Below are 22157 nucleotides of genomic sequence, written 5' to 3'. Positions count from 1 at the left end.
CTTATTCATCAATATCATTTTGGGATTTTTGGGTTTGAGTTTTCTTTCTTATTCTTACTGGATTTTCAGTCCGCAAAAAATGCGGACGTTTTTTCTGTTTTGAAAAGTGAAGTCGAATAAAACTATCTTTAAAATCCTTAATTCTTAGCGGATAAAGCGGTTCTAAATATGGACTGCCAAGTGACGTCAGTTTTAATAAATGACTTAAAATAAATGCACTACATAATGCTATTCCAAACAATCCGTATAACTGGGCGCCCAATAAAAAAGGAAAGCGGATGAGACGAATCGTATTACTAATCTGGTAAATAGGTACCGTAAAAGAAGCAAGGGCAGCCAAAGCGACAAGCATTAATAAAACATTACTAACAAACCCCGCTTCTACAGCGGCTGTACCGATAACAATACCGCCAACAATACCGATGGTAGAGCCGACCTTTGCCGGGAGCCTTACCGCAGCCTCCCTCAGCAATTCAATCGTTCCTTCAAGCACTATTGCTTCTAAAATCGGCGGAAAAGGGATGACCCCCCGTGAGGAGATTAGGATTGGCAATAAATCCGTTGGAATAACCTGATAATGATATGTTAAAACTGCAACATAAAGAGGCGAAGATAAAACAGAAAATAAAACTGCGAAAAGGCGAATCAAACGAAACGAAGTACCGATATTCCAAGTTAGAAAATAATCTTCAAATGACGAAAAAAAACTAATGATGGTGTTGGGACCTATCAATACATGAGGTGATCCATCCAGCATTATCCCTATTTTCCCTTCTGTTAATACACTGGCCAAATGGTCAGGCCGTTCTGTATCAATCAGCTGGGGGAACATCGAATTCCGATTATCTGTTATCAGCTGGCTAACAAAAGAAATATCCACGACCGTATCATAATCGATGTCATTTATTCTCTGCATAATCGTATTAATATTTTGTTGATTAGTAATCCCCTCTATATAGAGAACTACTAACCTGGTTTGTGAGATACTCCCTACCTGAAATTCTTTTGCCTGCAATTCGGGAATTGGGAGACGATTACGGATTAAATTTAAATTCGTATCAATCGATTCTACAAAGGCCTCTTTAGGACCCAGGACAGTATACTCCGACTCTGGAGTAGAAATTTGCCTTTTAACACTGTTGACACATGGAATTAACAAACAATTTTTATCATCTTTTTTGTATTGAATCATGATTGATCCTGTCAGCATCAACTCTTTAATTTCGTTTAAGTCCGCCGTTTCTTTTATATCTCCGACTGGAAAATCACTTTTTAATTGGTGGATATCTTTCTTTGGTTGATTCGAGATAACAGGTAGCAATTGTTCATGGACCTGTTGTGAACTAACTAGTGATTTAAAATAGGAAATGATATAGCCTTCTTCATTTGGGAATAGGTAAGTAAGAAAATCAGATGACTCTTCAAACTTTTTAAACAGTTCCTGAAAATCCTCAGAAGAATGCTGAAAAGCTGTTACCTCAGATTTCTTTTTTCCATTAAAAAACCTCACTTTCCCGCCCCCTAACACCGTTCTAAGTTTACCCAATTATTGTAACCAGACTCCCCAAAGTTAGTCATAAAATCCCATTACCTCAGAACCTGACACAGTAGCTGAATACTCTAGCTAGTGGTTTATCTCTTCATAAAACATAAAAGACCTATCCGTATCATTTTCAAGCTCTTATAAAGCTGAAAATAAAAGAATAAGTCTTAATGTGGAAGGGATTTCACCCCTTATTAATCACTCTGAGCTTGGAAAAATACGTGTTACAAGATCACGGAATTCATCAACAAATCCTTTAACAGGCTTTCCATTATTTATATCGGTAACATAATCATTCATTCTTTGAACAAAATCAGGGTTCGTAGACACATACACTTTTTCTACGGATGAATCGGCTCCTCTTACAGAGTCGGCGATTCTATCTTTCAATTCATTTGTAAGATCCTTATCCGCCCCGTCATTTAGCTCAGCCCCAACATACGCATGATGATCAGTTACAATAACCCAGGCATTTTTTACTTCCTTCAAGGCCTCAACACGATTTGAGATATCTTCAGAAACCCTCAAATCGTTTGTACCATTATCATTTATATTATCATTTAGATCATTATCATTTTGCCTTGTGTCACTTACCCTCATAGGTGTATCATAATTATCCTGATTGTTCCGATTAAGTCCAAGATTTTCATTTGCTCCTTGTTTATCATTAGACGTACAGCCTGAAATCAATAAAGCCATCATCGCACTTGATACTACCGCTTTATAATTCATTTTCCTCACTCCTTACAAATTGTTTAATGCTACTATTTGCAAGGAAGCAATTAATTATTCAGAAGAGGTGACCTTTAATCCAATAATGCCAATCAAAATGCAACCAACAAAAACTAAGCGCATCGCATCTTTTGGCTCGTTAAAGACAATAATGCCAACAAGGACGGCACCGATTGCCCCTATTCCGGTCCAGATTGCATATGCTGTCCCCATCGGCAATGTTTTTATCGCCGATGATAAAAAATAAAAACTAATAACCATACCGACAATCGTTATGATAGAAGGAATTAATTTTGTAAACCCCTCCGTGTATTTCAAACTCGTTGCCCATATTACTTCGAATAATCCTGCAATAACTAAGTATAACCAAGCCAACTTTTTCCCTCCAATACAGAAAAAAACCCAGTAGGTTATAAATATAACCTCCCGGGCTTTTTTCCCTCCGTGTACGCAAAAAAATCCTGCGCGCTTCTCTCGGACCATCCTGCAATTAAACTGCGGAACCCTAGAAACTTTTTATCCCCATACTATATCACGCAATATCAAAAGTGGTCAAATACATCCTCAACCGTTTCGTCTGCTTCTAAGGTTCCATTTTTCACCCTTGATTGTAAGCCAAATATTTTTAAATGGTTCCGGCGTTTGTTTAGCTGCATCAACTGTATATTGAACGGCCTCTTTTTTATATTGAACATCTTCTGTGATTTCCTGCTGTATCAATGCTAGCTGATCCGTCTCTGATTTAATTTGATCCGTTTTTGCCTGAATCCGTGCAACGGTTTCCGTCACGTTCTCAATTGCAGGTTTAGTATCCTTATATGTTTTGAGTGCAAAAAAGACTAAGTAAATAATGGCTCCAATGAAGAGGGCAAGACTAATATATACAATTAACATCTATAATTCCTCCTTCTTCTTTTATCTCTAATATACCCATAATACTGGGCAGAAAACGACTGACTATGTATTTTATTTTATTCCTGGACATATTATTGAAGAGAAAAGGAGGAATGAAAAATGAATCACACACCTCTCATTAAGGCTTGTCTTAAAGCTGGGTTACACTTTATTAGACATATGACCATTCAGCAGGCTGCCACAATTGCAGGAATCGTTTTTCTTATCATTCATCCAGAAATATTTAGCCCTATTTGGCTAACCCTGGCAACCTCTGTCTTAATATTACTCTTTCTTTGACATGAAAATACCCCTCTATAAAAAAAAGTTTTACCGCAGGTGTTTCACTAACAGCTTTTAAAAGTTCACCCCAAACATCAAATTATTTGAGTTCTGTGCAATCATTTTTGTAAACATTTCTTTTACCTTCGATACACTTATGATTTGTCCTTGCTCACTTTCTCTACTCATTGAAAATATTTGCACATACAATCTTTAATTAGTATTAAATATCTTCCTGGAAGTTTCCCTCTACAAGCCACAAGACTACATTGAGGTACATACTGAACAAGAAGGCAACAGGCCACCGCGTAAAGTATACTCGATTAATGAAAAGGGCAAACAATATTTCACGAACTATTCATTCCTAACCTCTCATCAGCTGAATCTACCGTTGGAGAGAACCATCCCTGTGCGGAAAAGCAGACTTTCTGAGAATATGAATTTCATAAATATGTTTGATCAAGCATCGATACATGGGACATGCCTTGGGGTTGATCTTGCAATAGAGCATAAAATCGCTATGTGCTAAGGCAGAAACTTAATTCATAAAAAAACCGTCCCTATCCTTAAAGTGTAACAGGAAAAGGGATGAACTTGGCTCTTAAAAGATTACCCTTTCAGGAAACAAAAATAACCAATTTCCCAAAATGGACCTTGAGGGGGATTAAATGAATGTTAAACCCTTATTTAATTAAAAAGAAAAAAACTGTAGATTCCCTATTTGGTAACTATATAAACTCCCCCCCTTCCTACTACAGGATGGGGGTTTGTCGATTAGAGACATATTCCTTTATCCATTTAGAATTGTAAAACATCGTCTAAAAGTTATAAAGAATGATAACCTATACCTATTATCCGAAAATTATAAAAATTGTTATAATTAGGCTATATTCCAAAAATCCTAAGGAGGACTTATTTTCATGGATACTCTCATTCAACAGTTTAAAGCTTTACCTACCACGGCCATTTCTGATGCAATGGATGGATTGAACAATCTAGACTCAGCAATTAAACCCCTAAAAGATGATTATCATTTTGCCGGACGCGCATTAACTGTCCAGGTACCAGTCGGTGATAATTCAGCCGTTTTAAAGGCAATCGGTGAGGCCCAGGCAGGGGACATATTAGTTGTTGACTGCAAAGGGGATACATACCGAGCTATCGCTGGTGACTTTGTTGTGGGCATGATGCAAACAATGGAAATTGAAGCTCTCGTCGTCGATGGAGTTATTCGTGATCTAGCAGCCATTAAAGATCTAAATTTCCCTGTATTCAGTAAAGGGACCACTGTTGCCTCAAGCGGAAAGGCTGGTGTGGGTGAAACCAATATCCCAATTTCCTGTGGTGGTGTCACTGTATATCCAGGCGACATTATAATAGGGGATGTAGATGGAGTCGTGGTCGTCCCTCAAGCTATTTGTGAAGAAATATTAAAAAAAGCAAAAAATAAAATCGTAAAGGATGAACAGCGTGCAGAAAAGTATGCAGGAAAGCCTGATGAAATCAGGAAGTATATTGCCATGATGACTGCAAAATCCTAAAGAACTGCCTTATTAAAATTATCCCTTAAACTATAAAAAAACAGGCAGGAAGCTATTGCTTCCTGCCTGTTTTTTTATTAACCACTTATTTATCAGACTCAGCTTTTGAATCAACTTCTTTTGAATCTTCTTCATTGTATGTGTAATCATAATCCTTCGGATCAATCGGTTTAAAACCATTTGGAGTATAGAATCGGAGTAAGTCTCCGTTTACGACTTGGTCGGATAAATTAAGCATCTTTTCAGCTCTCGTTTTATAATTGAGAATGTCTTCATTCTCCTCGACCAATTCTCCAGTATTAGTATCATAGTACTTTCCTTTAATGGAAGTAACATCTGGCGTTACAAAGTCTCCATTCCTGAAAGGTACTACTTCATTATGATCTTTTGACAATAAATCTGAACCGAATTGTACATAATCATTTGATTTAATCCCTAACAAATGTAGTAAAGTTGGGAGAAGATCTATCTGTCCACCGTATTGATGCATTTCCCCGCCTTCAACGCCTGGAACATGAATCAATAATGGTACACGTTGTAATTGGGCATTCTCAAACGTGCCTACTTCTTTGTCCAGTACTTTTGACATCGCTTCTTTATGGTTTTCAGAAATACCATAGTGATCGCCATACATAACGATTACCGAGTTATCATATAGGCCTGATTCTTTCAGATAATCGAAAAATTCTTTAAGCGCTTCGTCGGCATAGCGTGCAGTTTGGAAGTAACTATCAACCGATGCATCACCCGTTGTTTGTTTACCAATTGTTGCTTTTTCCTGATCCATAGCATATGGGAAATGGTGAGATACTGTTATGAATTTTGTATAGAAAGGCTGCTTAAGTGTTTCTAACATAGGAATGGATTCTTTAAAGAAAGGCTTATCCATTAATCCATAACTTAGTACTTCTTCTTTATTTTCCATATTATAATGGTTTGCATCGAAGAACTGATTAAAGCCAAGAGACTTATACATATTATCCCGGTTCCAGAAAGATTTATAATTACCATGGAACACAGCAGATGTGTATCCTTTTTGTCCTAAAATCGCTGGTGCCGCTTGATACGTATTTTGAGATCGATTTGTGAATGCTGCCCCCTGTGGTAAACCAAACAGAGAATTTTCGAGCATGAATTCAGCATCCGCTGTTTTACCCTGACCAACTTGATGGAAGAAATTATCAAAATACATGAAATCAGATTTATCATGTGCAAGTGAGTTTAAAAATGGAGTTACTTCTTCTCCATTCAACTTATAGTCAATCAAGAAATTCTGCATGGATTCCAAATGCAAGTATATGACATTCTTTCCTTCAGCTGCACCGAAGTATTTAGGATTAGGCTCAGCGCTTGTCGCTTTTGTATAGTTGACGACTTCTGCGATATCCGTGCTATTAGCTGTTGCACGCTGAGCATAGGTTTTAGTATTCTGAACCGCATCATAGACAGTATAGTTATACATGCCTAGATATTTGACAATATAGTTCCTGTCAAACGTTCTCGATAATAATTGCGGACGATCCTTTTCAGCAAGTCCCAAATTGATAGCGAAAATTGCAAGTCCTGCAAGGTATACCATTCCAACAGTACGACGTTTAATTTTGATGTCTTCCACTTTAAAGTCTTTGAATTTATATAAAACAATTAAAAGAACCGTATCAAGGAAATAAAATACATCATGGCCTTTAAATAATTCTAAAATACTCGGTCCCAAATCCCCGGCATTTTGCACTTGTGTCAAGGTTGGTAATGTAATGAAATCGGTAAATGAACGGTAGTATACAATATTGAAGAATAGCCATAAGGACATCAATAAGTTCAACCGAATAATCCATTTAAACGATTTTTTACCTTTTGCCAGTAATGCCAACCCAAAGAATAAAATAGCTGAACTAATCGGGTTTATGAATAGCAAAAACTGTTGTAGTCCATTTTCAATACCTAAGTTAAATTCAACTCGATATCCAATATAAGTTTTAATCTGAAACATTACTACGGCAATAAAGAAAAAGCCTAGTACATTATTTGCAAATAAATGCTGGCTCTTTTTAAGAAAATTATTCATGCTTTCACCTCTATTAATCTAGTGGTTTATATATATAAATTTTTACATACTTACAGAAGACGGAAAATCGCAAACCTTATGATAGCATTCTTTCCCTTAGATAGTCAAGATTGCGCAAAACCACTTTTTGTCACAATATTTACTATTGCATAAAGAACGCTTCTTTAGCTTATGAACAAGCCTTTGAAAAAATAACAGAGTTTCGCCCCGCCTTTGAAGTATGATTTCCTATAATAAATATATAGGAACTCCAAATCTTATTCCAATAAATATCACCATAAATTCCTGGTAAATGTGGATGACAAGTTATATTTATTTTCACTTCCCTTAGGCTTTTACCATTATAAACGACTCCTTATAAAAACACCAGTACATTACAAAAACTGTAAAAAAAATTCTTTAAACATCGAAAGCTATTAGATTTATCCTAGATTTTTTTCCCGATAATTCGACAGTATAAAAATGATCTGCTTTTTTTCATTTTATTTATGTCCAGGAATTACTCCCTGAAAACTTTTTAACTTCGAACATCTACCTGCAGGGCTTCTCTTTCAATATCTCCGACCTCATACGCGAGTCGGATACCTACTAATAACTCAAAGCATTTATCCTACATTTACTTGTATTCCTGACTGTAAAAGATGCCTTTTCTTATGCTCAATTCGAGTATTATCGACAACATCGCCTTCCAAATTTCCCATAATTCGATCATTTGTATATTCTTTTTTTTCAATATTATTAGGCTTCTTTTGATTAACACCGCAATTATTTATTAAATAATTGTCTATGTTAAATAAGTGTTGATTCACTAACAAATTGTAAAAATATCTCAAAGAACATATGGAAAGCGAGTATTCTTTTTCTCTATCTAGATATTTTTCATCTGCTCCATTTTTTCGTACGGCAACCAAAAGATATAAAGAATGACAGGCTGAAAATGATTACAAATGGAATAACGGAAGTGAAAAATGTCACCCAGCTACTTGTCTTTTTCCGAGGATCAACAGTGATGATGCCTTTATCTAACCTTTCTACGGCATCACCAGATACGTACGTTACTAAGTTCTTGTTTTCATCATACCCCTTATGCCTTCCCTGTGATTTTATATTTACTGCTTTCGGACTGCATCGTAAGTGATGTTACTTCCCCACTCTTCAAAAAAATAGAACTTATCTTGGGTCATTTTCTCTGTTTGTTCATTGATATTATTCAAGATGCATACAAATCCTATGATGACCAGCCAAAGTTCACTGAGATTTTTGACTTTAAAATACCCCTGACTCATAAATAGCAGCAAGATAAATAGCATCGCTATACAAACGACATATAATAGGAAGAAAGTATATTTATTCTCTTCTGGTTTTTGTTTTTTTTGGTTCCCTGTTTTAAGCTCCTAGGAGTCCAATTCCAGCTTTTGATCTCCTTGGCTGCTATCAAATCCATAGCTGGGATTGTATTCACTATGGTGCCCAACTACAAGGCTTGGTTAACGGTCGTTGAGCATAAGCCCTCGTTATTTAAAGGTGGGGATTTTCAATAATTACAGTCATCTTTCATTATGGTATGTTCTCTTAGCCTATTTGTTATATGAGCAAATCTGCTTTATATATAAAACAAAAAAAGCCTGCTTTCACTTTACGTGAGAGCAGGCCTTGCTTTACATCTTTATTATTTAATACCCTTAGAGATTTCTTTAACCATAGAATCAACAGACTCTAAACCGCCGCCTGATAAGTACCAGTAGTTAGGATCAAGATAAATGATGTTGCCTTCTTTATAAGCTTTTGTATTTTTTACAATATCATTTTCAACTGTTTCTTTCGCTGCAGCTCCATCACCAGCAACTGCATCCCTATCAACTACGAAAAGGTAATCAGGGTCTTTTTCAGCAATGTATTCGAAAGAAATACTTTGACCATGTGTAGATACTTCTAATTTATCATCAACTGCAGGAACGCCGAATACATCATGGATAATACCAAATCTTGAATCCGGACCGTATGCACTTACTTTTCCACCGCTAGCAAGAATGATTAAACCTTTTTTATCTGTTGGTGCTTTTTCTTTCAAAGCAGTGATGTTTTCTTCAACACTTGCAAATTCTTTAGCAGCTTCTTTTTCTTTACCAAAGATTTTACCAAGAAGTGTTACGTTTTCTTCAAATGATTCCATATATTTTGTAGTATCCACACCTACATAAACTGTAGGAGCAATTTTACTTAATTCTTCATATGCATCAGATTGACGACCTGAAATAAGGATTAAGTCAGGAGCAATCTCGTTAATTTTTTCGAAGTCAGGTTCTTTTAATCCACCAGCATTTTCAGTTGTACCTTCATATTTAGAAAGGTATTCAGGAAGGCCATCATGAGGAACAGCAGCCACTTCTACACCCAATTTATCAAGTGTATCAAGAGTTCCCATATCGAATACGACAACTTTTTCAGGGTTTGTTTTTACTTTCGTCTCTCCTAGTTGGTGCTTAACTGTTATTTCTTCGCTTTTAGCCGATTCTTTTTTCGGACTTGAATCTTCTTTTTCATTATTTGATCCACAAGCTACAGCCACTACAGCCAGCATTGCTATTAATAGCAGTAAAGATAATTTCTTAATCATTAAAATGTCACCTCAAAAAGTATTTTTTATTATTTAAAATTACATGTTGAATCCGTAACTTGTTAGAACCCATCGTTTTTCCCTCTTTTTCCTTATATTTAAACAGGAGGCGGCTAATTCTTGGGCGCCCGCCAACTCTTAACAGCCTAAAGAGTGTTCTTAATGTTTCCTAGTTTAGTTACGAATACCTGAAGTAATTTAAAACCAAATGGCATAGTTCCTAAGTAAAGTACACGCAGATCTTATTATCATTGATATTTTGAATCTCAATATCCATATCATAGATTTCCTTTAATACATTGGAATTAATGACTTGTTCGGTAGGTCCATTTTGGACAACCTTTCCATCCTTCAATGCAACAATATAGTCGGAATAACAGGATGCAAAATTAATATCATGAATGACGATAATGACTGTTTTCCCTAATTCATCAGCCAACCTTCTTAATACCTTCATGATTTGGACAGAATGCTTCATGTCCAAATTGTTCAAAGGTTCGTCAAGAAGTACATACTCTGTATTTTGTGCAATTACCATTGCAATGAAGGCCCGTTGTTGTTGGCCCCCGCTAAGCTGGTCAAGAAACTTATCCTGCATATTCTCAAGTTCCATATATTCAATCGCTTCATCGACATATTTCCAATCCTCTTTAGTCAATTTCCCTTGTGAATAAGGGAATCGACCAAAGGCGACGAGTTCACGAATCGTCAATCGGATATTAATGTGGTTAGCTTGCTTTAAAATGGCGATTTTTTTCGCAAGCTCATTGCTGTTGAATTTCCCCATGTCTTTACCATCAATCAGGACTTCCCCTGAATCTTTAGTAATGAGTCGGCTGATCATCGAAAGAACCGTACTTTTCCCCGCACCATTAGGGCCGATGAAAGAAGTGATTTTTCCTTTGGTAATTTCAATGGATACATCTTCGACAACCGTTTTATTATTATATTTTTTGAATAAACTTTTCACTTCTACCATGACTTATTCTCCTTTAATAGAAGATAGATGAAATAGACACCGCCAACAAAGTTGATAATGACACTCAAAGTTGTAGAGAAGGTGAAGATTCTCTCAACTATGAATTGGCCGCCGACCAAGGCAATCACACTAATCAGCATCGCACCTGGAAGGATATGTTTGTGCTGATAAGACTTAATAAATTGATACGCCACATTGGCAACAAGTAAGCCGAGGAATGTGATAGGACCTATCAGGGCTGTTGAAATGGAGATTAAAATCGTGACAACGATTAATACCCGTTTCGTTACAAAATCATAATCCACACCTAAGTTGATGGCTTGGTCTCTCCCTAAGGACATGACATCTAAATACTTCAAAAATCTCATAAAATATACGATTACTGCTATCATAAGGACAATAGCTAACGTCAATAAGTCCGTATTGACATTGTTAAAACTCGCAAACATTTTATTTTGAATGATTTGAAATTCATTCGGGTCAATCAATACCTGCATAAATGATGACATACTGCCGAATAATGTTCCGAATATGATGCCTATCAGCAAGAGAAAATATATATTTCGATTTTGCTTGAACATGAACTTGAACAGCAGACTGGAGAAAATAAGCATAGCTGTCAAAGTAACCAGAAAATTTAGATTTTTATTTAAAATCATGACATGTGTTGAACCGAACAGGAAGATGACTCCTGTTTGAATCAGCATATACATAGAATCTAATCCTAAAATGCTTGGTGTTAAAATTTTATTATTTGTTACTGTCTGGAAAACTACTGTTGCGAAGGCAATCGCACAACCAACTACAATGATGGCGATAATTTTGATAACCCTTCTTGGAAGTGCATAATCCCAATTCGGGCCAAGATCCCAAAAGATATAACATGCCGTTAAAACAGTTGCAACAACAGCTAGTAAAATGATTTTTCCTTTATTATTCATATGCCTTTCTCCTCATTATCAGATAGATAAATACGGCGCTTCCTATTACACCAACTACGAGACCTATCGGAATTTCAAATGGATAAATGATAATCCGACCCAGAATATCGCAGATCAATAGGAACACAGCCCCTAGCAATGCTGTATGAGAAAGACTCTTCTTCAAATTATCACCAAGGTAAAGTGAAACAATATTAGGTACAATCAGTCCTATAAAAGGAATTGTTCCCACCGTTAACAAGACGACGGTAGAGGATAATGCTACGATTACCAATCCAAAATTGACTACAAATTTATAATTGAGTCCAAGATTGATAGCAAACTCCTCACCCATCCCTGCCACAGTGAATTTATTAGCAAAGAAGTATGCGAGAATGACCAAAGGGATACTTATGTATATTAGTTCATATCTTCCCGACATAATCATCGAGAAATCACCATTCATCCATGTGTTGAGACTTTGAATCAAATCATATTTATAAGCAAAGAAAGTTGAAATAGATCCGACGATATTACCGAACATCAAACCAACCAATGGAATGAAAATCGTATCCTTGTATTTAACTTGATCAAGAATTTTCATGAACAAGAAAGTGCCTGCCAAAGCGAATATGAATGCGAATGCCATTTTCTCAATAAGTGCTGCGGATGGAAAAATGATAATAGCAAGAAGAAGACCCAACCTTGCAGAATCCATCGTACCGGCAGTTGTTGGTGATACAAATTTATTTCTACTCAATTGCTGCATGATTAAGCCACTGATGCTCATAACCACCCCAGCAATTACAATAGTTACCATTCTAGGAAAACGGCTTTGCAGCATAATTTGCACTTTATCATCACTTAAATCTAATAAATCGAGTGGCGTAATATCTTTTACTCCAATGAATAATGAGGTAAATGATAAAACAATTAACGCCATGACTAAATATCTTATCTTCATCTTCATTTCCTACTCTTCCTATATCAGTAAAAACACAGTGATAATATTTTTAATTAAAAATGTCTGAATAAAGACTATTATTAAGTTTTTATCTATCTTTAATAAAAATAAGACCCATGAGCTACAATAACTGCACGTGTTTTCCTTTTTTTGATAATGAGATTCATTATCAATATCGTATTCATTTCTATTCTACCATTCCTTTGACATGTGTCAACATATACAAGCGAATTACTTTGATAAATTGGAAATTGTATCCGTTCTTGTTCACACAATCTATATAAAGTTCTTGTGTATTAAATTCTTTCAAACCATGCATTTCGCAACATTAAGTGATAAAATCAAAATAACATATATTTACTCTTCCAATGAAAGTAGCGATATGATGAAAACCTTTCTTTCTAAAATGTTCACCAAAAAAGAGAAAATCCAGATTGAATTTTGTCAAAATAATCTTGACCGTTTCCTTAATGAGCAAACACTCGCTGTGTTTGGAAAGTTCTTGACGAACCCCCGAATTCAATATAAAGAATATGAATGTTTAAGTGAATGTAAACTTTGTAATAAGACACCCTATGCTAAAGTAAACGGGCAGATTATGAGTGGGGAAAATACACAAGATCTTTTAAACCAGTTACAAAACATATTAAAATAAATACGGGCCAAGCAACTTCAAATTGCTTTGGTCCTTATTTTATTGTAGAGACTTTAACTATATCCCTAAAATTATAATGAAGAAAACCGTGTAGAAAAAAACCTCTATAACTCCTATTCCTTCTATATTATAGGAGTGCATAAAAGGATTAGCTGTATCAGCCCCTCTGGAGCATCCGTTATATCAGCCATTGCAGTCGGGATGAAACAAGATCCTGCTCTACTGTTTCACGGCTGGAGCTCTCTTATTGTTGTTTCGTCTTCATTTCTTTGATTTAGGTTTTACATTGTGATTTATGAGGAGTAGCAGAATACATACTACTTCTGGGCACCTAGCCATAGAACGCCCTTTATCAACCTAGTAGATACTTCCTGTTTTTTACTATTTTCAAAGTTTATGCTATTTTTCTAGTATTATATGTGATAATTTATGGAAAAAAGATTAATTAGGAGGATGTCTGTGAAAAAGATCATACCAACGATTGTTTCTGTTGTCTCTCTTAGTCTTATCACTGGATTGCCCGGCCTAAGCTCCACGGCTCAGGCAGATGAATTTACCCCTTATTATGGCAAGGGTCCTAGCTACATTCAGCCAGAAAATCTCTCCTACCTTTTCCCAGACCCTAAAGTTACCTTCAATACTCCTGCCTTTCAACATGACAAGATTGCCTTTACAAGCCAAGAAGAAATGATAGCTTATATCAAAAAACTATCCCACAAAAGTAAAAACATCCAAATTAAGACGATTGGTCAATCTACAGAAGGACGCGATATCCCGATGCTCCTTTTCAGCAAGGATTCAAAAAAGCTGAAAAAGGATACTAAGAAACCGTTGATTTGGATTCAAGGTCAGATTCATGGCAATGAACCCGCCTCTGGTGAATCTACATTAGTTATTGCCCAATGGCTTGCTGAAGGAAAACTTGGTGATGTCCTCGATAAAGTGAACATTGCCATCGTTCCACGTGTAAATCCAGATGGCTCCTATTATTTTAAACGGTTTACCTCTAATGACATGGATGCGAATCGAGACTATTTAAAAGTGGAGTATCCTGAGGTACAGACTATTCATCAAACCATCAATGATTATGAGCCTGAAGTCATTCTTGATGTACATGAATATACAGTGAACCCCGCTCCCCTTAAGAAGGTTGGCGCAAATGGATCCATCGCTTCCTATGATCTGCTCATTTCTTCAGCAAAAAATTTAAATATTCCGGAACAGCTTCGAAAAGCATCCGACGAACTACTTTTGCCTAATGTTTTTAAAACATTGGAAAAAGAAAAGCTTTCCTATCATGATTACTATACACTTGATACTTCTGATGCTGGAATTCTTACCGCTACTGAAGGAAGCACAGAAGCCCGCATCGGTCGCAACGCTCTCGGATTGAAAAATACGATGACCTATTTAATTGAAACAAGGGGTATCAATATCGGTCGTACTGACTTCAAACGTCGTGTTTATGCACAAGCTACAGCTCAGGCGGCCTTCATTAAAACGACAGCTGATCAAGCCAGTACAGTAAAAAAGGTGGTCAAGCAGGCCGAAAATGAAGTGGTGAAAAAAGGGAGAAAGGCAAATGATCATGATAAAATTGTCATCACCAGCGAAAATAAATTGATAAAAAATCAAAAGTTAACAGTAGTTGATTTAGCAAAGTCCAAAAAGGTCGATACGCCTATCGATTGGCTGGATTCTACCGATGCCTACCCTACCCTTGTTAGAGATCGACCAACAGCTTATATCCTCCCACCTGAATATGAAGATATTGCAAAAAAACTTCAGTTATTGGGAGTGCAGGTGAAAAAACTAAAAAAACCTGTAAAATTATCTGTGGAAAGTTACAAAGTAAAGGATTTGAAAGTGTCCACTACACTTGAAAGCGGACATACAACCAAAGAAGTGACGACCAATGTATCAGCGAAAAAACAGGAATTCCCGAGAGGAAGCTATGTATTTAACATGGACCAGCCTGATGCTAACTTCATTTCCCTCGCACTCGAACCTGAGGGCATAGACAGCTATGTGACATTCAATTTCATTCCCGCTGTTAAGGGCGGAGAACTTCCGATTTACCGCTACATGCAACAATCAGCATTACCAGTTAAATAATAAATCTCCACTACTATCTAAAAAACGCTTTGGCAGCTTTCCTTGCCGAAGCGTTTTATTTTTTATTCCATCTTTAAGCATTAGCAGAATTTCTGACACCATTCAGTCGTCTTTCTTGAATGCAGCAAAAACTTTTGAATATATATATAAACGGACAATGTGTTTAGGAGGGGGGAACACCTTTGAACCACCAACATGTACAATTGGAAATTAACCGACTTGTTTATCGCTTAAAGCAAGACCAATCAGCAGATGGATCTTGGAACTATCCCTTTGACACTGGGATAACAGCTGATGCCTATATGATTATTTTACTAAAAATTTTAGACATAGAAGATGCTCCACTTATAGAGGCCTTAGTAAAAAGGATTGAAAGCAGACAAACAGAAAACGGTTCTTGGAAACTTTTCCATGATGAAAAGGAAGGCAATCTCTCGGTCACAATTGAAGCTTACTATGGTCTTCTATATAGCGGCCAACGGAAAAAACAAGATCCCCATATGAGAAAGGCCAAACAATTCATTCTTTCTAACGGCGGAATCAAACAGGCCAATACGCTAACTAAAATGATGCTCACCGTCACTGGCCAATATAAATGGCCGCCTCTATTCCCGATCCCACTCGAGGTTATATTACTGCCGCCAACCTTTTTCATCAGCATTTATGACTTTTCCGTATATGGGAGAGTTAACATGATCCCCATGCTTCTGCTTGGACATAAAAAGTATCAGATTAAGTCCTCGAACGCTCCTAATTTAAAAGATTTATATCAAACGCGGGAGGAACGTACTGAAGAATATGTGTGGGAGGAATATCGAACGGACGAATACCGCTCTTTCTTTTCCAAACTTCAAACAGGTGTCAAAACCTTAATTGGTTATCCAGATTATTTGCATTCCTTGGCGCTAGAGTCAACGAAAAGATATATGCTCGACCGGCTAGAGCCCGACGGAACGCTTTACAATTATTTTGTTTCTACCTTTTTCATGATCTTTGCACTTCTCTCAACCGGCTATTCGAAAAAAGATCCGGTGATCCTAAAAGCAGTTGCCGGTCTGAAGGGAATGGCCTGTTCAGTTGATGGTTACACTCATATCCAATTTACAACAGCCCATGTTTGGAATACCTCCTTAATCAGCTATGCTTTGCAAGAAGCAGGATTGCCTTCCAAAGATCAAACTGTTAAAGCCGCAAATCAGTACTTACTTTCCCGTCAGCATTATATGTATGGTGATTGGCTGGTTCATAACCCTTACGCGGTTCCAGGTGGCTGGGGTTTCTCAGATTTGAACACAATGAATCCAGATGTAGATGATACGACTGCTTCACTACGGGCGCTTGCCGGTCAATTGCAAACAAACCCAGATAATCAGAACAGCTGGCAGCGTGGTGTCGCCTTCACGATTTCCATGCAAAATGATGATGGCGGATTTCCTGCATTCGAAAGAAATAACGACCATAAATGGTTACACCTTACCCCTTTCAAAGGAGCCAAATATCTCCTAACTGACCCATCGACCGCTGATTTAACAGGAAGAACACTTGAATTTTTAGGGAACTATACAAATTTGAAGAAACCTGAGAAAGTCAGCAAAAAAGCCGTAGATTGGCTCTTGAAAGACCAGGAGCGCGACGGATCTTGGTACGGACGCTGGGGAGTTTGCTACCTATATGGCACATGGTCTGCACTGACTGGCCTTAAGGCAGCTGGGCAATCCTCTGATCACCCAGCTATCCAAAAAGCTTTGGCCTGGTTAAAGAAAATTCAAAATAAAGATGGAGGCTGGGGAGAATCTTGTTACAGTGACATCAAGCAACATTATATGCCTCTCGGGACCAGCACCCTGACCCATACAGCTTGGGCTGTGGATGCGTTGATTTCGGCATCTGAAAAAACGACACCCGAAATCGAAAAAGGCATCACCTATCTCATTCGCGAAGCCCAAAAAGAAAGCTGGACCAATGACTATCCTGCAGGTCAGGCACTGGAAAATTTTGTGTATATCCATTATCACAGCTATCGCTATATTTATCCGCTATTGGCCTTAAGTCACTACAGAAATAAGTTCATGAATGTTTAAGCGCTGTGTGTCGGCGCTTTTTTTCGTCATAAAAAGATGAATATGTGGATTACCTGTGGAAAAGGGTGGCACATAAAAGTACAGTTATCCACATTTTAAGGTTATCCACATATAATTAGCCAAAAAATTGACCCGAAGCATTTTATAAACAAATTATTATCCACAATTGCTGTGAGTAACGTTCATTCTTATGTATTTTGCCAACTTATTTGTCCGAAAGTATGCACACAAGCTCTAGATTACTTGTCTTCTTAAGGTTTTGTGGATAATTTGGGGATGAATCCTCACTGTTTTATTATTTTTCACTTCCAAACCGTATCAAGTTTATCGCTATAGAATTCTATTGCCTTTGCATATGACTGGATTGCATGATCCTTAGAAGTTTCCGCAATAATTTTCAGTAAAGATTCCATTGCCAAATTATGATGTCCTAAATTATAGAATGCCATTGCTCTAAATACTATTAAAGCCTTGTCCTCAGGAAACTTGCTCAGCCCTGTTTCTAATGTTCGTTTTGATTTTTCATATTCTCCAATGGTACGATATGTACTCCCCAACCCTAAATATGCACCTTTAGCATCCTCCTCTGATAAACCCAATGTGAGCGCTGTTTCATAATAGGGCACAGCCTGTGACTCAAGCCCAAGAATATCCAAACTCCAGGCACATTGATACTGAATTACAGCATCCTCGGGATTTTTCTTTGCGAGTTCCATTAAAAGTTGATTTGATTTCTCAAACTCTTTCTTACACCGTAACGATAGCGCCGCTTCTAAATTCTTCACTCTCATTCCCCCTATTGGATAAAGATCTTTATGTCCCTTATTCTGGAGGAACCCTTTAATTCCTTCTTAATTTCGAAACGGATATTGCCATTGGTCATTTATAAGAAAAAAACTAATATGACTGACCAGATACTGTAACAACTATTCTTTTAATGGATTTTGTAAGTATTTAGATTACTAACAAAAAAAGGATCTGCCCCATGGCAAATCCTTTTTAGTCTTTGATAATCATTTCAGCAAGGTTATTAACAATAAATGTTACGTATTCGAAACAACTTTTGGTCTTGATATTCGATTAATCATCCAATTCGGTTTTTAATACTTTCCCCGTAGTAGCATCAACTACTACGTCATATTCCTTTTGTCCCTGGTTTATCTCCAGCTCGTATACAAGGATGCCATTCTCAGAATCCAGCTCTACATCCGTAATTTGGCCATCCACCTTTTTCAAAGCAATCTTTTCAGCTTGATCCATACTGATTTTGGCAGTTTCCACCGCTTTTTGAGTGCTCATATCCTCATCATCATCGTCTTCCATCTCCTGAGAAAGAATCTCTCCTTTTTCAGCATCCACATCTACGTCTTGATAGCCTTCTTCCGTTTTAACGGTCATCTCATAGGTCATCGGCTGGTCCCAATCTTTTTCAAATTGAGTAACTTCCCCACCTAGTTTTTCTGAAATCATTTTGACAGCCTCGTCTTCAGATAGCGCACCCTTATTGACTGCATATACGGCCGTTCCGGCAGCACCACCGAAAAGCAATACAGAGGCTATGGACACCGTCATTATTACCTTTTTCTTTTGGATGATACCTTGTTTTATCATGCTCCACTGCTTTTTCATGAATGAATTCCTCCTTTAATTTGTTACCTTAAGAATAACAATCCTTCATGAAACGAACATGAACGCTAGATTAGAATTTGATGAGAAAGAATAATCGTCACCGACGTTCCTTCTCCCACTTCGCTTTGAATTTCCAATTTGCCGCCGAATGACTCAACAATTGATCGAGCAATGGAAAGACCAAGTCCATTGCCTCCCGTTTTCCTTGCTCTCGATGAATCCACACGATAGAAGCGTTCAAATACATGTAACAGATGTTCTGGTGATATGCCTACACCTTGATCTTTCACTCCAATAAAAACTTCATTTCCCTGCTGATTAATCAAGATCTTTATACCCGATTCACTGTATTTCATGGCATTGTCCAATAGGATGACCAACACCTGTTCAAGCTTACTGGAAATGATCATTGCATATATTTCCTTAAACTCGGATTGTATATTTATTTCACGATTCCCAGTCCGTCTAAACGTTTGGGCAATCTGTTCACAAAATGAAATAAGTTCGATTTTTTCCTCCATATCGACTGAAGGTTCCGATTGGGAAGCCGCCTGTAGAAGATGTTCCGTCAACTTTTTCATCCGGATGGCTTCATGATGGATCGCTTCCACTGCCTCTTCCTGAATCGCTGCATCCTTCATTCCCCAGCGTTTCAATAGTGAGGAATAGCTTTCAATAACCGTAATCGGTGTTTTCAACTCATGTGAAGCGTCTGAAAGGAATTGCTGCTGTTGGTTATAATTCCGTTCTAGCCTTTCTATCATCCTGTTGAATGAAACTCCCATTACCTGTAGTTCGTCCTTTGATTGATCCGATAGCGGAATCCGTTTGAATTCTCCACTTTCCTCAATATCCATCATTGTCCCGCTCATGATGGATATTGGTTTAAGAATTAGATTTGCCAACCACTTGCCAGCAAAAATGGATAAAAGAATGACAAAAAGGGATGAACCAGCAAGCACAAGTGCAAGTGTTGATAAATTATCAAGAAGGCTGTCCTGTGCCTGGGTGACCTCAATCATTCCAAGCGGCTTACCTTCTTCCGGATAAGGATAGCGGTAGGTTAACACATACTCTCCGTCGACTTTGGTAAAATCATATCCCTTCTCGTTAACGGATTTTATTATAAGCCCCTGGAGGTCCTCTTCATCAGTAAATATGTTGACCAAGCGTCTTTCGGTGTTAAATACTCGTACCATTCCATCGTCTGGGGTATATGGCTCTACCAAGCTAGAATTGCCGGAGAATAGATCCTTCGCCTGGACATTTTCTTCGATTAACGAAGCCTGATTTTCAAGCATATCCTGTTCCCTCTCAACGGAAATCCAAAGAAAGGCGGTTAAAACGATGATACTCAGCACTACCAGCATGAGGATTAAAAAAAGACTAGAATACCATTGGATTTTCGTCCGGATCTTCATACTGGCTCCTTCAAGCTATATCCTACCCCTCGATAGGTATGTATGAGCTGCAAATCAAAAGGATAATCAATTTTTTTACGTAAATAACGAATATACACATCAACCACATTCGTATCCCCTACAAAATCATACCCCCATACATGGGTCAGGATTTGGTCTCTCGACAATACTTGATTTTTATTTTGCAAAAGATAAACTAGCAAGTCGAACTCGCGGGAAGTCAGCTCGATCCTTTTACCTTGCCTCAGAATGTCCCTTGTACCAAGGTTCAATTGCAGATCATGGACCTTAAGGTCATCCGCTTTTTCTTCTGATTGGCTCCCCTGTACATTCATCCGAAAACAAGCACGAATCCGGGCAAGTAGTTCTTCTATTTCAAATGGTTTTGTTACATAATCATTCGCACCATGGTCCAGGCCGTTCACCTTATCAGGTATTGCATCCCTGGCTGTTAAGAGGATGACTGGTGTGTGACCATTCTTTTTTCTAAAACGCCTAAGTACTTCTATGCCATTCAACTCGGGTAGCATCACATCTAATAAGATTAAATCCCACTCTTCAGCTTCAGCCCTTTCCAGACCTGTTTTTCCGGTAAAAGCCGATTCAGTTTGATAACCCTCATGGTTCAGTTCCAGCTGTATGACCCTCGCGATTTTTTCTTCATCTTCTATAATTAAAATTCTTTTAATCATTATTTAACACCACCTACCCCTTAGTGTACTGAAGAAAAATGAAAATATCATGAGAAATTGAACCCTTCTCGTTAAATCGTATGACAAAAACAATTCTATAGAGAAAAAAAAGCCCTGCTTCTATCTTTACAGATTAAAGAGAGGTGACCTCCCTGTTTTATGTTCCTTAACTATCGATACTGTAGAGCTTTAATTAATAGGGGCGGATTCCCAGCAATCCACTGCCTTATGCTCTATGTCATTTTTTCGCGCCAACTGTCCCATATACTACCGATAAAGAAGAATCTTTAGAAATTCTGTTGGATCGCCCTTATTAACAACGAATATACTTACATGAAGAAAGAGTCAAAATTGAAAAAAGAACCGGATGTGAAAACACATCCGGTTCTTTTGTTCTTTTATTTACCAATCCAATGTTGATCAATAAATTCATCGCGTCCTGATTTCGCACGGTCCGCTTTGTACTCATCTTTGTTCTTCTTATGATAGCCTTGATGATATTCTTCAGCCGGATAAAAGGTTTGGGCCTGCAGGATTTCAGTTACTATAGGTTTCTTGAACTTACCGCTAGCTGCTACCTGTTCCTTAGTTTCAATAGCTAATTGTTTTTGAGTTTCATTATGATAGAAGATAGCCGTGCGATACTGGCTTCCTCTGTCATGGAATTGACCGCCATCATCGGTTGGGTCAATCTGCTGCCAATACAATTCCAGCAGTCTTTCATAAGGAAATAACATAGGATCGAAAGTAATTTCAACGACTTCATAATGGCCCGAAGTTCCCGTCTTCACTTCCTCGTAAGTTGGGTTTTCAAATTGTCCACCTGTATAACCGGATACGATTCCTCCAATGCCAGGTTGTTCTTCAAATGGTGTCACCATGCACCAAAAACAGCCTCCAGCAAATGTAGCTTTTTGCATAATGGTCATCTCCCTCCAATACTTATGAATAAAAATTAATATATCATATCCTAACCCCAACCATATGTTTTTTTGATTCTTTATAATTTGCGGAACCGCCATGTCAT

General features: G+C 37.5%; 21 protein-coding genes and 1 riboswitch. Of the genes, 5 read left to right on the top strand and 16 right to left on the bottom strand.

Features of this window, described 5'->3' with window-relative positions; genetic code table 11:
- Position 1: 1 nt before the first annotated feature.
- From JFU50_RS11990 to JFU50_RS11975, 4 genes are all read right to left on the bottom strand, one after another.
- A complete protein-coding gene (locus JFU50_RS11990; RefSeq protein ID WP_342214690.1) occupies positions 2-1510 on the bottom strand; it encodes a spore germination protein in 1509 nt (502 codons plus the stop codon).
- Positions 1511-1741: 231 nt separating this feature from the next.
- The gene (locus tag JFU50_RS11985) at positions 1742-2275 is read right to left on the bottom strand and encodes a YhcN/YlaJ family sporulation lipoprotein (protein ID WP_201222708.1); all 534 of its coding nucleotides are present in this window, start codon (positions 2273-2275) and stop codon (positions 1742-1744) included.
- 54 nt (positions 2276-2329) lie between these two features.
- Entirely contained in the window at positions 2330-2650 is a 321-nt protein-coding gene (sugE, locus tag JFU50_RS11980; protein WP_201222706.1) for a quaternary ammonium compound efflux SMR transporter SugE, read from the bottom strand.
- A gap of 46 nt (positions 2651-2696) precedes the next feature.
- A riboswitch (guanidine-I (ykkC/yxkD leader) is annotated at positions 2697-2795 on the bottom strand.
- A 44-nt stretch (positions 2796-2839) separates the two neighbouring features.
- Positions 2840-3169: a DUF948 domain-containing protein gene (locus JFU50_RS11975; RefSeq protein WP_201222705.1), complete on the bottom strand. Its 330-nt coding sequence runs from the start codon at positions 3167-3169 to the stop codon at positions 2840-2842.
- Positions 3170-3289: 120 nt separating this feature from the next.
- Here JFU50_RS11975 and JFU50_RS11970 point away from each other — a divergent pair, with 120 nt between their 5' ends.
- On the top strand, positions 3290-3469 hold the full coding sequence (locus JFU50_RS11970; protein WP_053348658.1) for a hypothetical protein: 180 nt from the start codon (positions 3290-3292) through the stop codon (positions 3467-3469).
- 902 nt (positions 3470-4371) lie between these two features.
- Positions 4372-4992: an RraA family protein gene (locus JFU50_RS11960; protein WP_201222704.1), complete on the top strand. Its 621-nt coding sequence runs from the start codon at positions 4372-4374 to the stop codon at positions 4990-4992.
- A gap of 85 nt (positions 4993-5077) precedes the next feature.
- Here the strand turns inward: JFU50_RS11960 and JFU50_RS11955 are convergent, their stop codons facing one another.
- The 7 genes from JFU50_RS11955 to JFU50_RS11925 form a co-directional block, all read right to left on the bottom strand.
- Positions 5078-7057, bottom strand: coding sequence for an LTA synthase family protein (locus JFU50_RS11955; protein WP_201187260.1), 1980 nt, complete (start codon positions 7055-7057; stop codon positions 5078-5080).
- Between the two features lie 605 nt (positions 7058-7662).
- Positions 7663-7968 (bottom strand): hypothetical protein, encoded by a 306-nt coding sequence (locus JFU50_RS11950; protein WP_201222703.1) that lies wholly within the window; start codon positions 7966-7968, stop codon positions 7663-7665.
- 198 nt (positions 7969-8166) lie between these two features.
- The gene (locus JFU50_RS11945; RefSeq protein ID WP_201222702.1) at positions 8167-8343 is read right to left on the bottom strand and encodes a hypothetical protein; all 177 of its coding nucleotides are present in this window, start codon (positions 8341-8343) and stop codon (positions 8167-8169) included.
- 383 nt (positions 8344-8726) lie between these two features.
- Positions 8727-9671, bottom strand: a complete 945-nt coding sequence (locus tag JFU50_RS11940; RefSeq protein ID WP_201225065.1) for a siderophore ABC transporter substrate-binding protein — start codon at positions 9669-9671, stop codon at positions 8727-8729.
- Positions 9672-9894: 223 nt separating this feature from the next.
- On the bottom strand, positions 9895-10653 hold the full coding sequence (locus JFU50_RS11935; RefSeq protein WP_201187265.1) for an iron ABC transporter ATP-binding protein: 759 nt from the start codon (positions 10651-10653) through the stop codon (positions 9895-9897).
- The gene (locus JFU50_RS11930; protein ID WP_201222701.1) at positions 10647-11594 is read right to left on the bottom strand and encodes an iron chelate uptake ABC transporter family permease subunit; all 948 of its coding nucleotides are present in this window, start codon (positions 11592-11594) and stop codon (positions 10647-10649) included. The genes JFU50_RS11935 and JFU50_RS11930 overlap by 7 nt, the downstream gene beginning before the upstream one ends.
- The gene (locus tag JFU50_RS11925; protein WP_053348872.1) at positions 11587-12537 is read right to left on the bottom strand and encodes an ABC transporter permease; all 951 of its coding nucleotides are present in this window, start codon (positions 12535-12537) and stop codon (positions 11587-11589) included. Before JFU50_RS11925 ends, JFU50_RS11930 begins: the two co-directional genes overlap by 8 nt.
- Before the next feature lie 208 nt (positions 12538-12745).
- Here JFU50_RS11925 and JFU50_RS30430 point away from each other — a divergent pair, with 208 nt between their 5' ends.
- The 3 genes from JFU50_RS30430 (at position 12746) to shc (ending at position 17388) form a co-directional block, all read left to right on the top strand.
- Complete coding sequence (locus JFU50_RS30430; protein WP_207198793.1) at positions 12746-13192, top strand: DUF1450 domain-containing protein; 447 nt, start codon at positions 12746-12748, stop codon at positions 13190-13192.
- A gap of 453 nt (positions 13193-13645) precedes the next feature.
- Positions 13646-15307 (top strand): M14 family metallopeptidase, encoded by a 1662-nt coding sequence (locus JFU50_RS11915; protein WP_201222700.1) that lies wholly within the window; start codon positions 13646-13648, stop codon positions 15305-15307.
- Positions 15308-15489: 182 nt separating this feature from the next.
- A complete protein-coding gene (gene shc / locus JFU50_RS11910) occupies positions 15490-17388 on the top strand; it encodes a squalene--hopene cyclase (RefSeq protein WP_201222699.1) in 1899 nt (632 codons plus the stop codon).
- Positions 17389-17690: 302 nt separating this feature from the next.
- Here shc and JFU50_RS11905 read toward each other — a convergent pair whose 3' ends face one another.
- From JFU50_RS11905 to msrA, 5 genes are all read right to left on the bottom strand, one after another.
- Positions 17691-18179, bottom strand: coding sequence for a tetratricopeptide repeat protein (locus JFU50_RS11905; protein ID WP_201222697.1), 489 nt, complete (start codon positions 18177-18179; stop codon positions 17691-17693).
- A gap of 289 nt (positions 18180-18468) precedes the next feature.
- Positions 18469-19017, bottom strand: a complete 549-nt coding sequence (locus tag JFU50_RS11900) for a PepSY domain-containing protein (protein ID WP_201222695.1) — start codon at positions 19015-19017, stop codon at positions 18469-18471.
- 65 nt (positions 19018-19082) lie between these two features.
- The gene (locus tag JFU50_RS11895; RefSeq protein ID WP_201187272.1) at positions 19083-20387 is read right to left on the bottom strand and encodes a sensor histidine kinase; all 1305 of its coding nucleotides are present in this window, start codon (positions 20385-20387) and stop codon (positions 19083-19085) included.
- Positions 20388-20434: 47 nt separating this feature from the next.
- Positions 20435-21130 carry a response regulator transcription factor gene (locus JFU50_RS11890; protein WP_201222688.1) on the bottom strand — a complete coding sequence of 232 codons (696 nt, stop codon included), beginning with the start codon at positions 21128-21130 and terminating at the stop codon, positions 20435-20437.
- Between the two features lie 398 nt (positions 21131-21528).
- Positions 21529-22050 carry a peptide-methionine (S)-S-oxide reductase MsrA gene (msrA, locus tag JFU50_RS11885; protein ID WP_201222687.1) on the bottom strand — a complete coding sequence of 174 codons (522 nt, stop codon included), beginning with the start codon at positions 22048-22050 and terminating at the stop codon, positions 21529-21531.
- Positions 22051-22157: the final 107 nt, after the last annotated feature.

It is taken from the genome of Peribacillus sp. TH14, assembly GCF_016651145.1.
Classification (GTDB): domain Bacteria; phylum Bacillota; class Bacilli; order Bacillales; family DSM-1321; genus Peribacillus; species Peribacillus butanolivorans.
This window is presented reverse-complemented; position numbering and strand designations above follow the sequence as displayed.

Coding starts and splice junctions, on each gene's coding strand:
- JFU50_RS11905 (WP_201222697.1), bottom strand. CDS start 18,179: ATGAGAGTGAAGAATTTAGAAGCGGCGCTATCGTTACGGTGTAAGAAA.
- JFU50_RS11900 (WP_201222695.1), bottom strand. CDS start 19,017: ATGAAAAAGCAGTGGAGCATGATAAAACAAGGTATCATCCAAAAGAAA.
- JFU50_RS11945 (WP_201222702.1), bottom strand. CDS start 8,343: ATGAGTCAGGGGTATTTTAAAGTCAAAAATCTCAGTGAACTTTGGCTG.
- JFU50_RS11895 (WP_201187272.1), bottom strand. CDS start 20,387: ATGCTGGTAGTGCTGAGTATCATCGTTTTAACCGCCTTTCTTTGGATT.
- JFU50_RS11975 (WP_201222705.1), bottom strand. CDS start 3,169: ATGTTAATTGTATATATTAGTCTTGCCCTCTTCATTGGAGCCATTATT.
- JFU50_RS11890 (WP_201222688.1), bottom strand. CDS start 21,130: ATGATTAAAAGAATTTTAATTATAGAAGATGAAGAAAAAATCGCGAGG.
- JFU50_RS30430 (WP_207198793.1), top strand. CDS start 12,746: ATGTGTCAACATATACAAGCGAATTACTTTGATAAATTGGAAATTGTA.
- JFU50_RS11960 (WP_201222704.1), top strand. CDS start 4,372: ATGGATACTCTCATTCAACAGTTTAAAGCTTTACCTACCACGGCCATT.
- JFU50_RS11955 (WP_201187260.1), bottom strand. CDS start 7,057: ATGAATAATTTTCTTAAAAAGAGCCAGCATTTATTTGCAAATAATGTA.
- JFU50_RS11925 (WP_053348872.1), bottom strand. CDS start 12,537: ATGAAGATAAGATATTTAGTCATGGCGTTAATTGTTTTATCATTTACC.
- JFU50_RS11970 (WP_053348658.1), top strand. CDS start 3,290: ATGAATCACACACCTCTCATTAAGGCTTGTCTTAAAGCTGGGTTACAC.
- JFU50_RS11930 (WP_201222701.1), bottom strand. CDS start 11,594: ATGAATAATAAAGGAAAAATCATTTTACTAGCTGTTGTTGCAACTGTT.
- JFU50_RS11915 (WP_201222700.1), top strand. CDS start 13,646: ATGTCTGTGAAAAAGATCATACCAACGATTGTTTCTGTTGTCTCTCTT.
- JFU50_RS11935 (WP_201187265.1), bottom strand. CDS start 10,653: ATGGTAGAAGTGAAAAGTTTATTCAAAAAATATAATAATAAAACGGTT.
- msrA (WP_201222687.1), bottom strand. CDS start 22,050: ATGCAAAAAGCTACATTTGCTGGAGGCTGTTTTTGGTGCATGGTGACA.
- JFU50_RS11985 (WP_201222708.1), bottom strand. CDS start 2,275: ATGAATTATAAAGCGGTAGTATCAAGTGCGATGATGGCTTTATTGATT.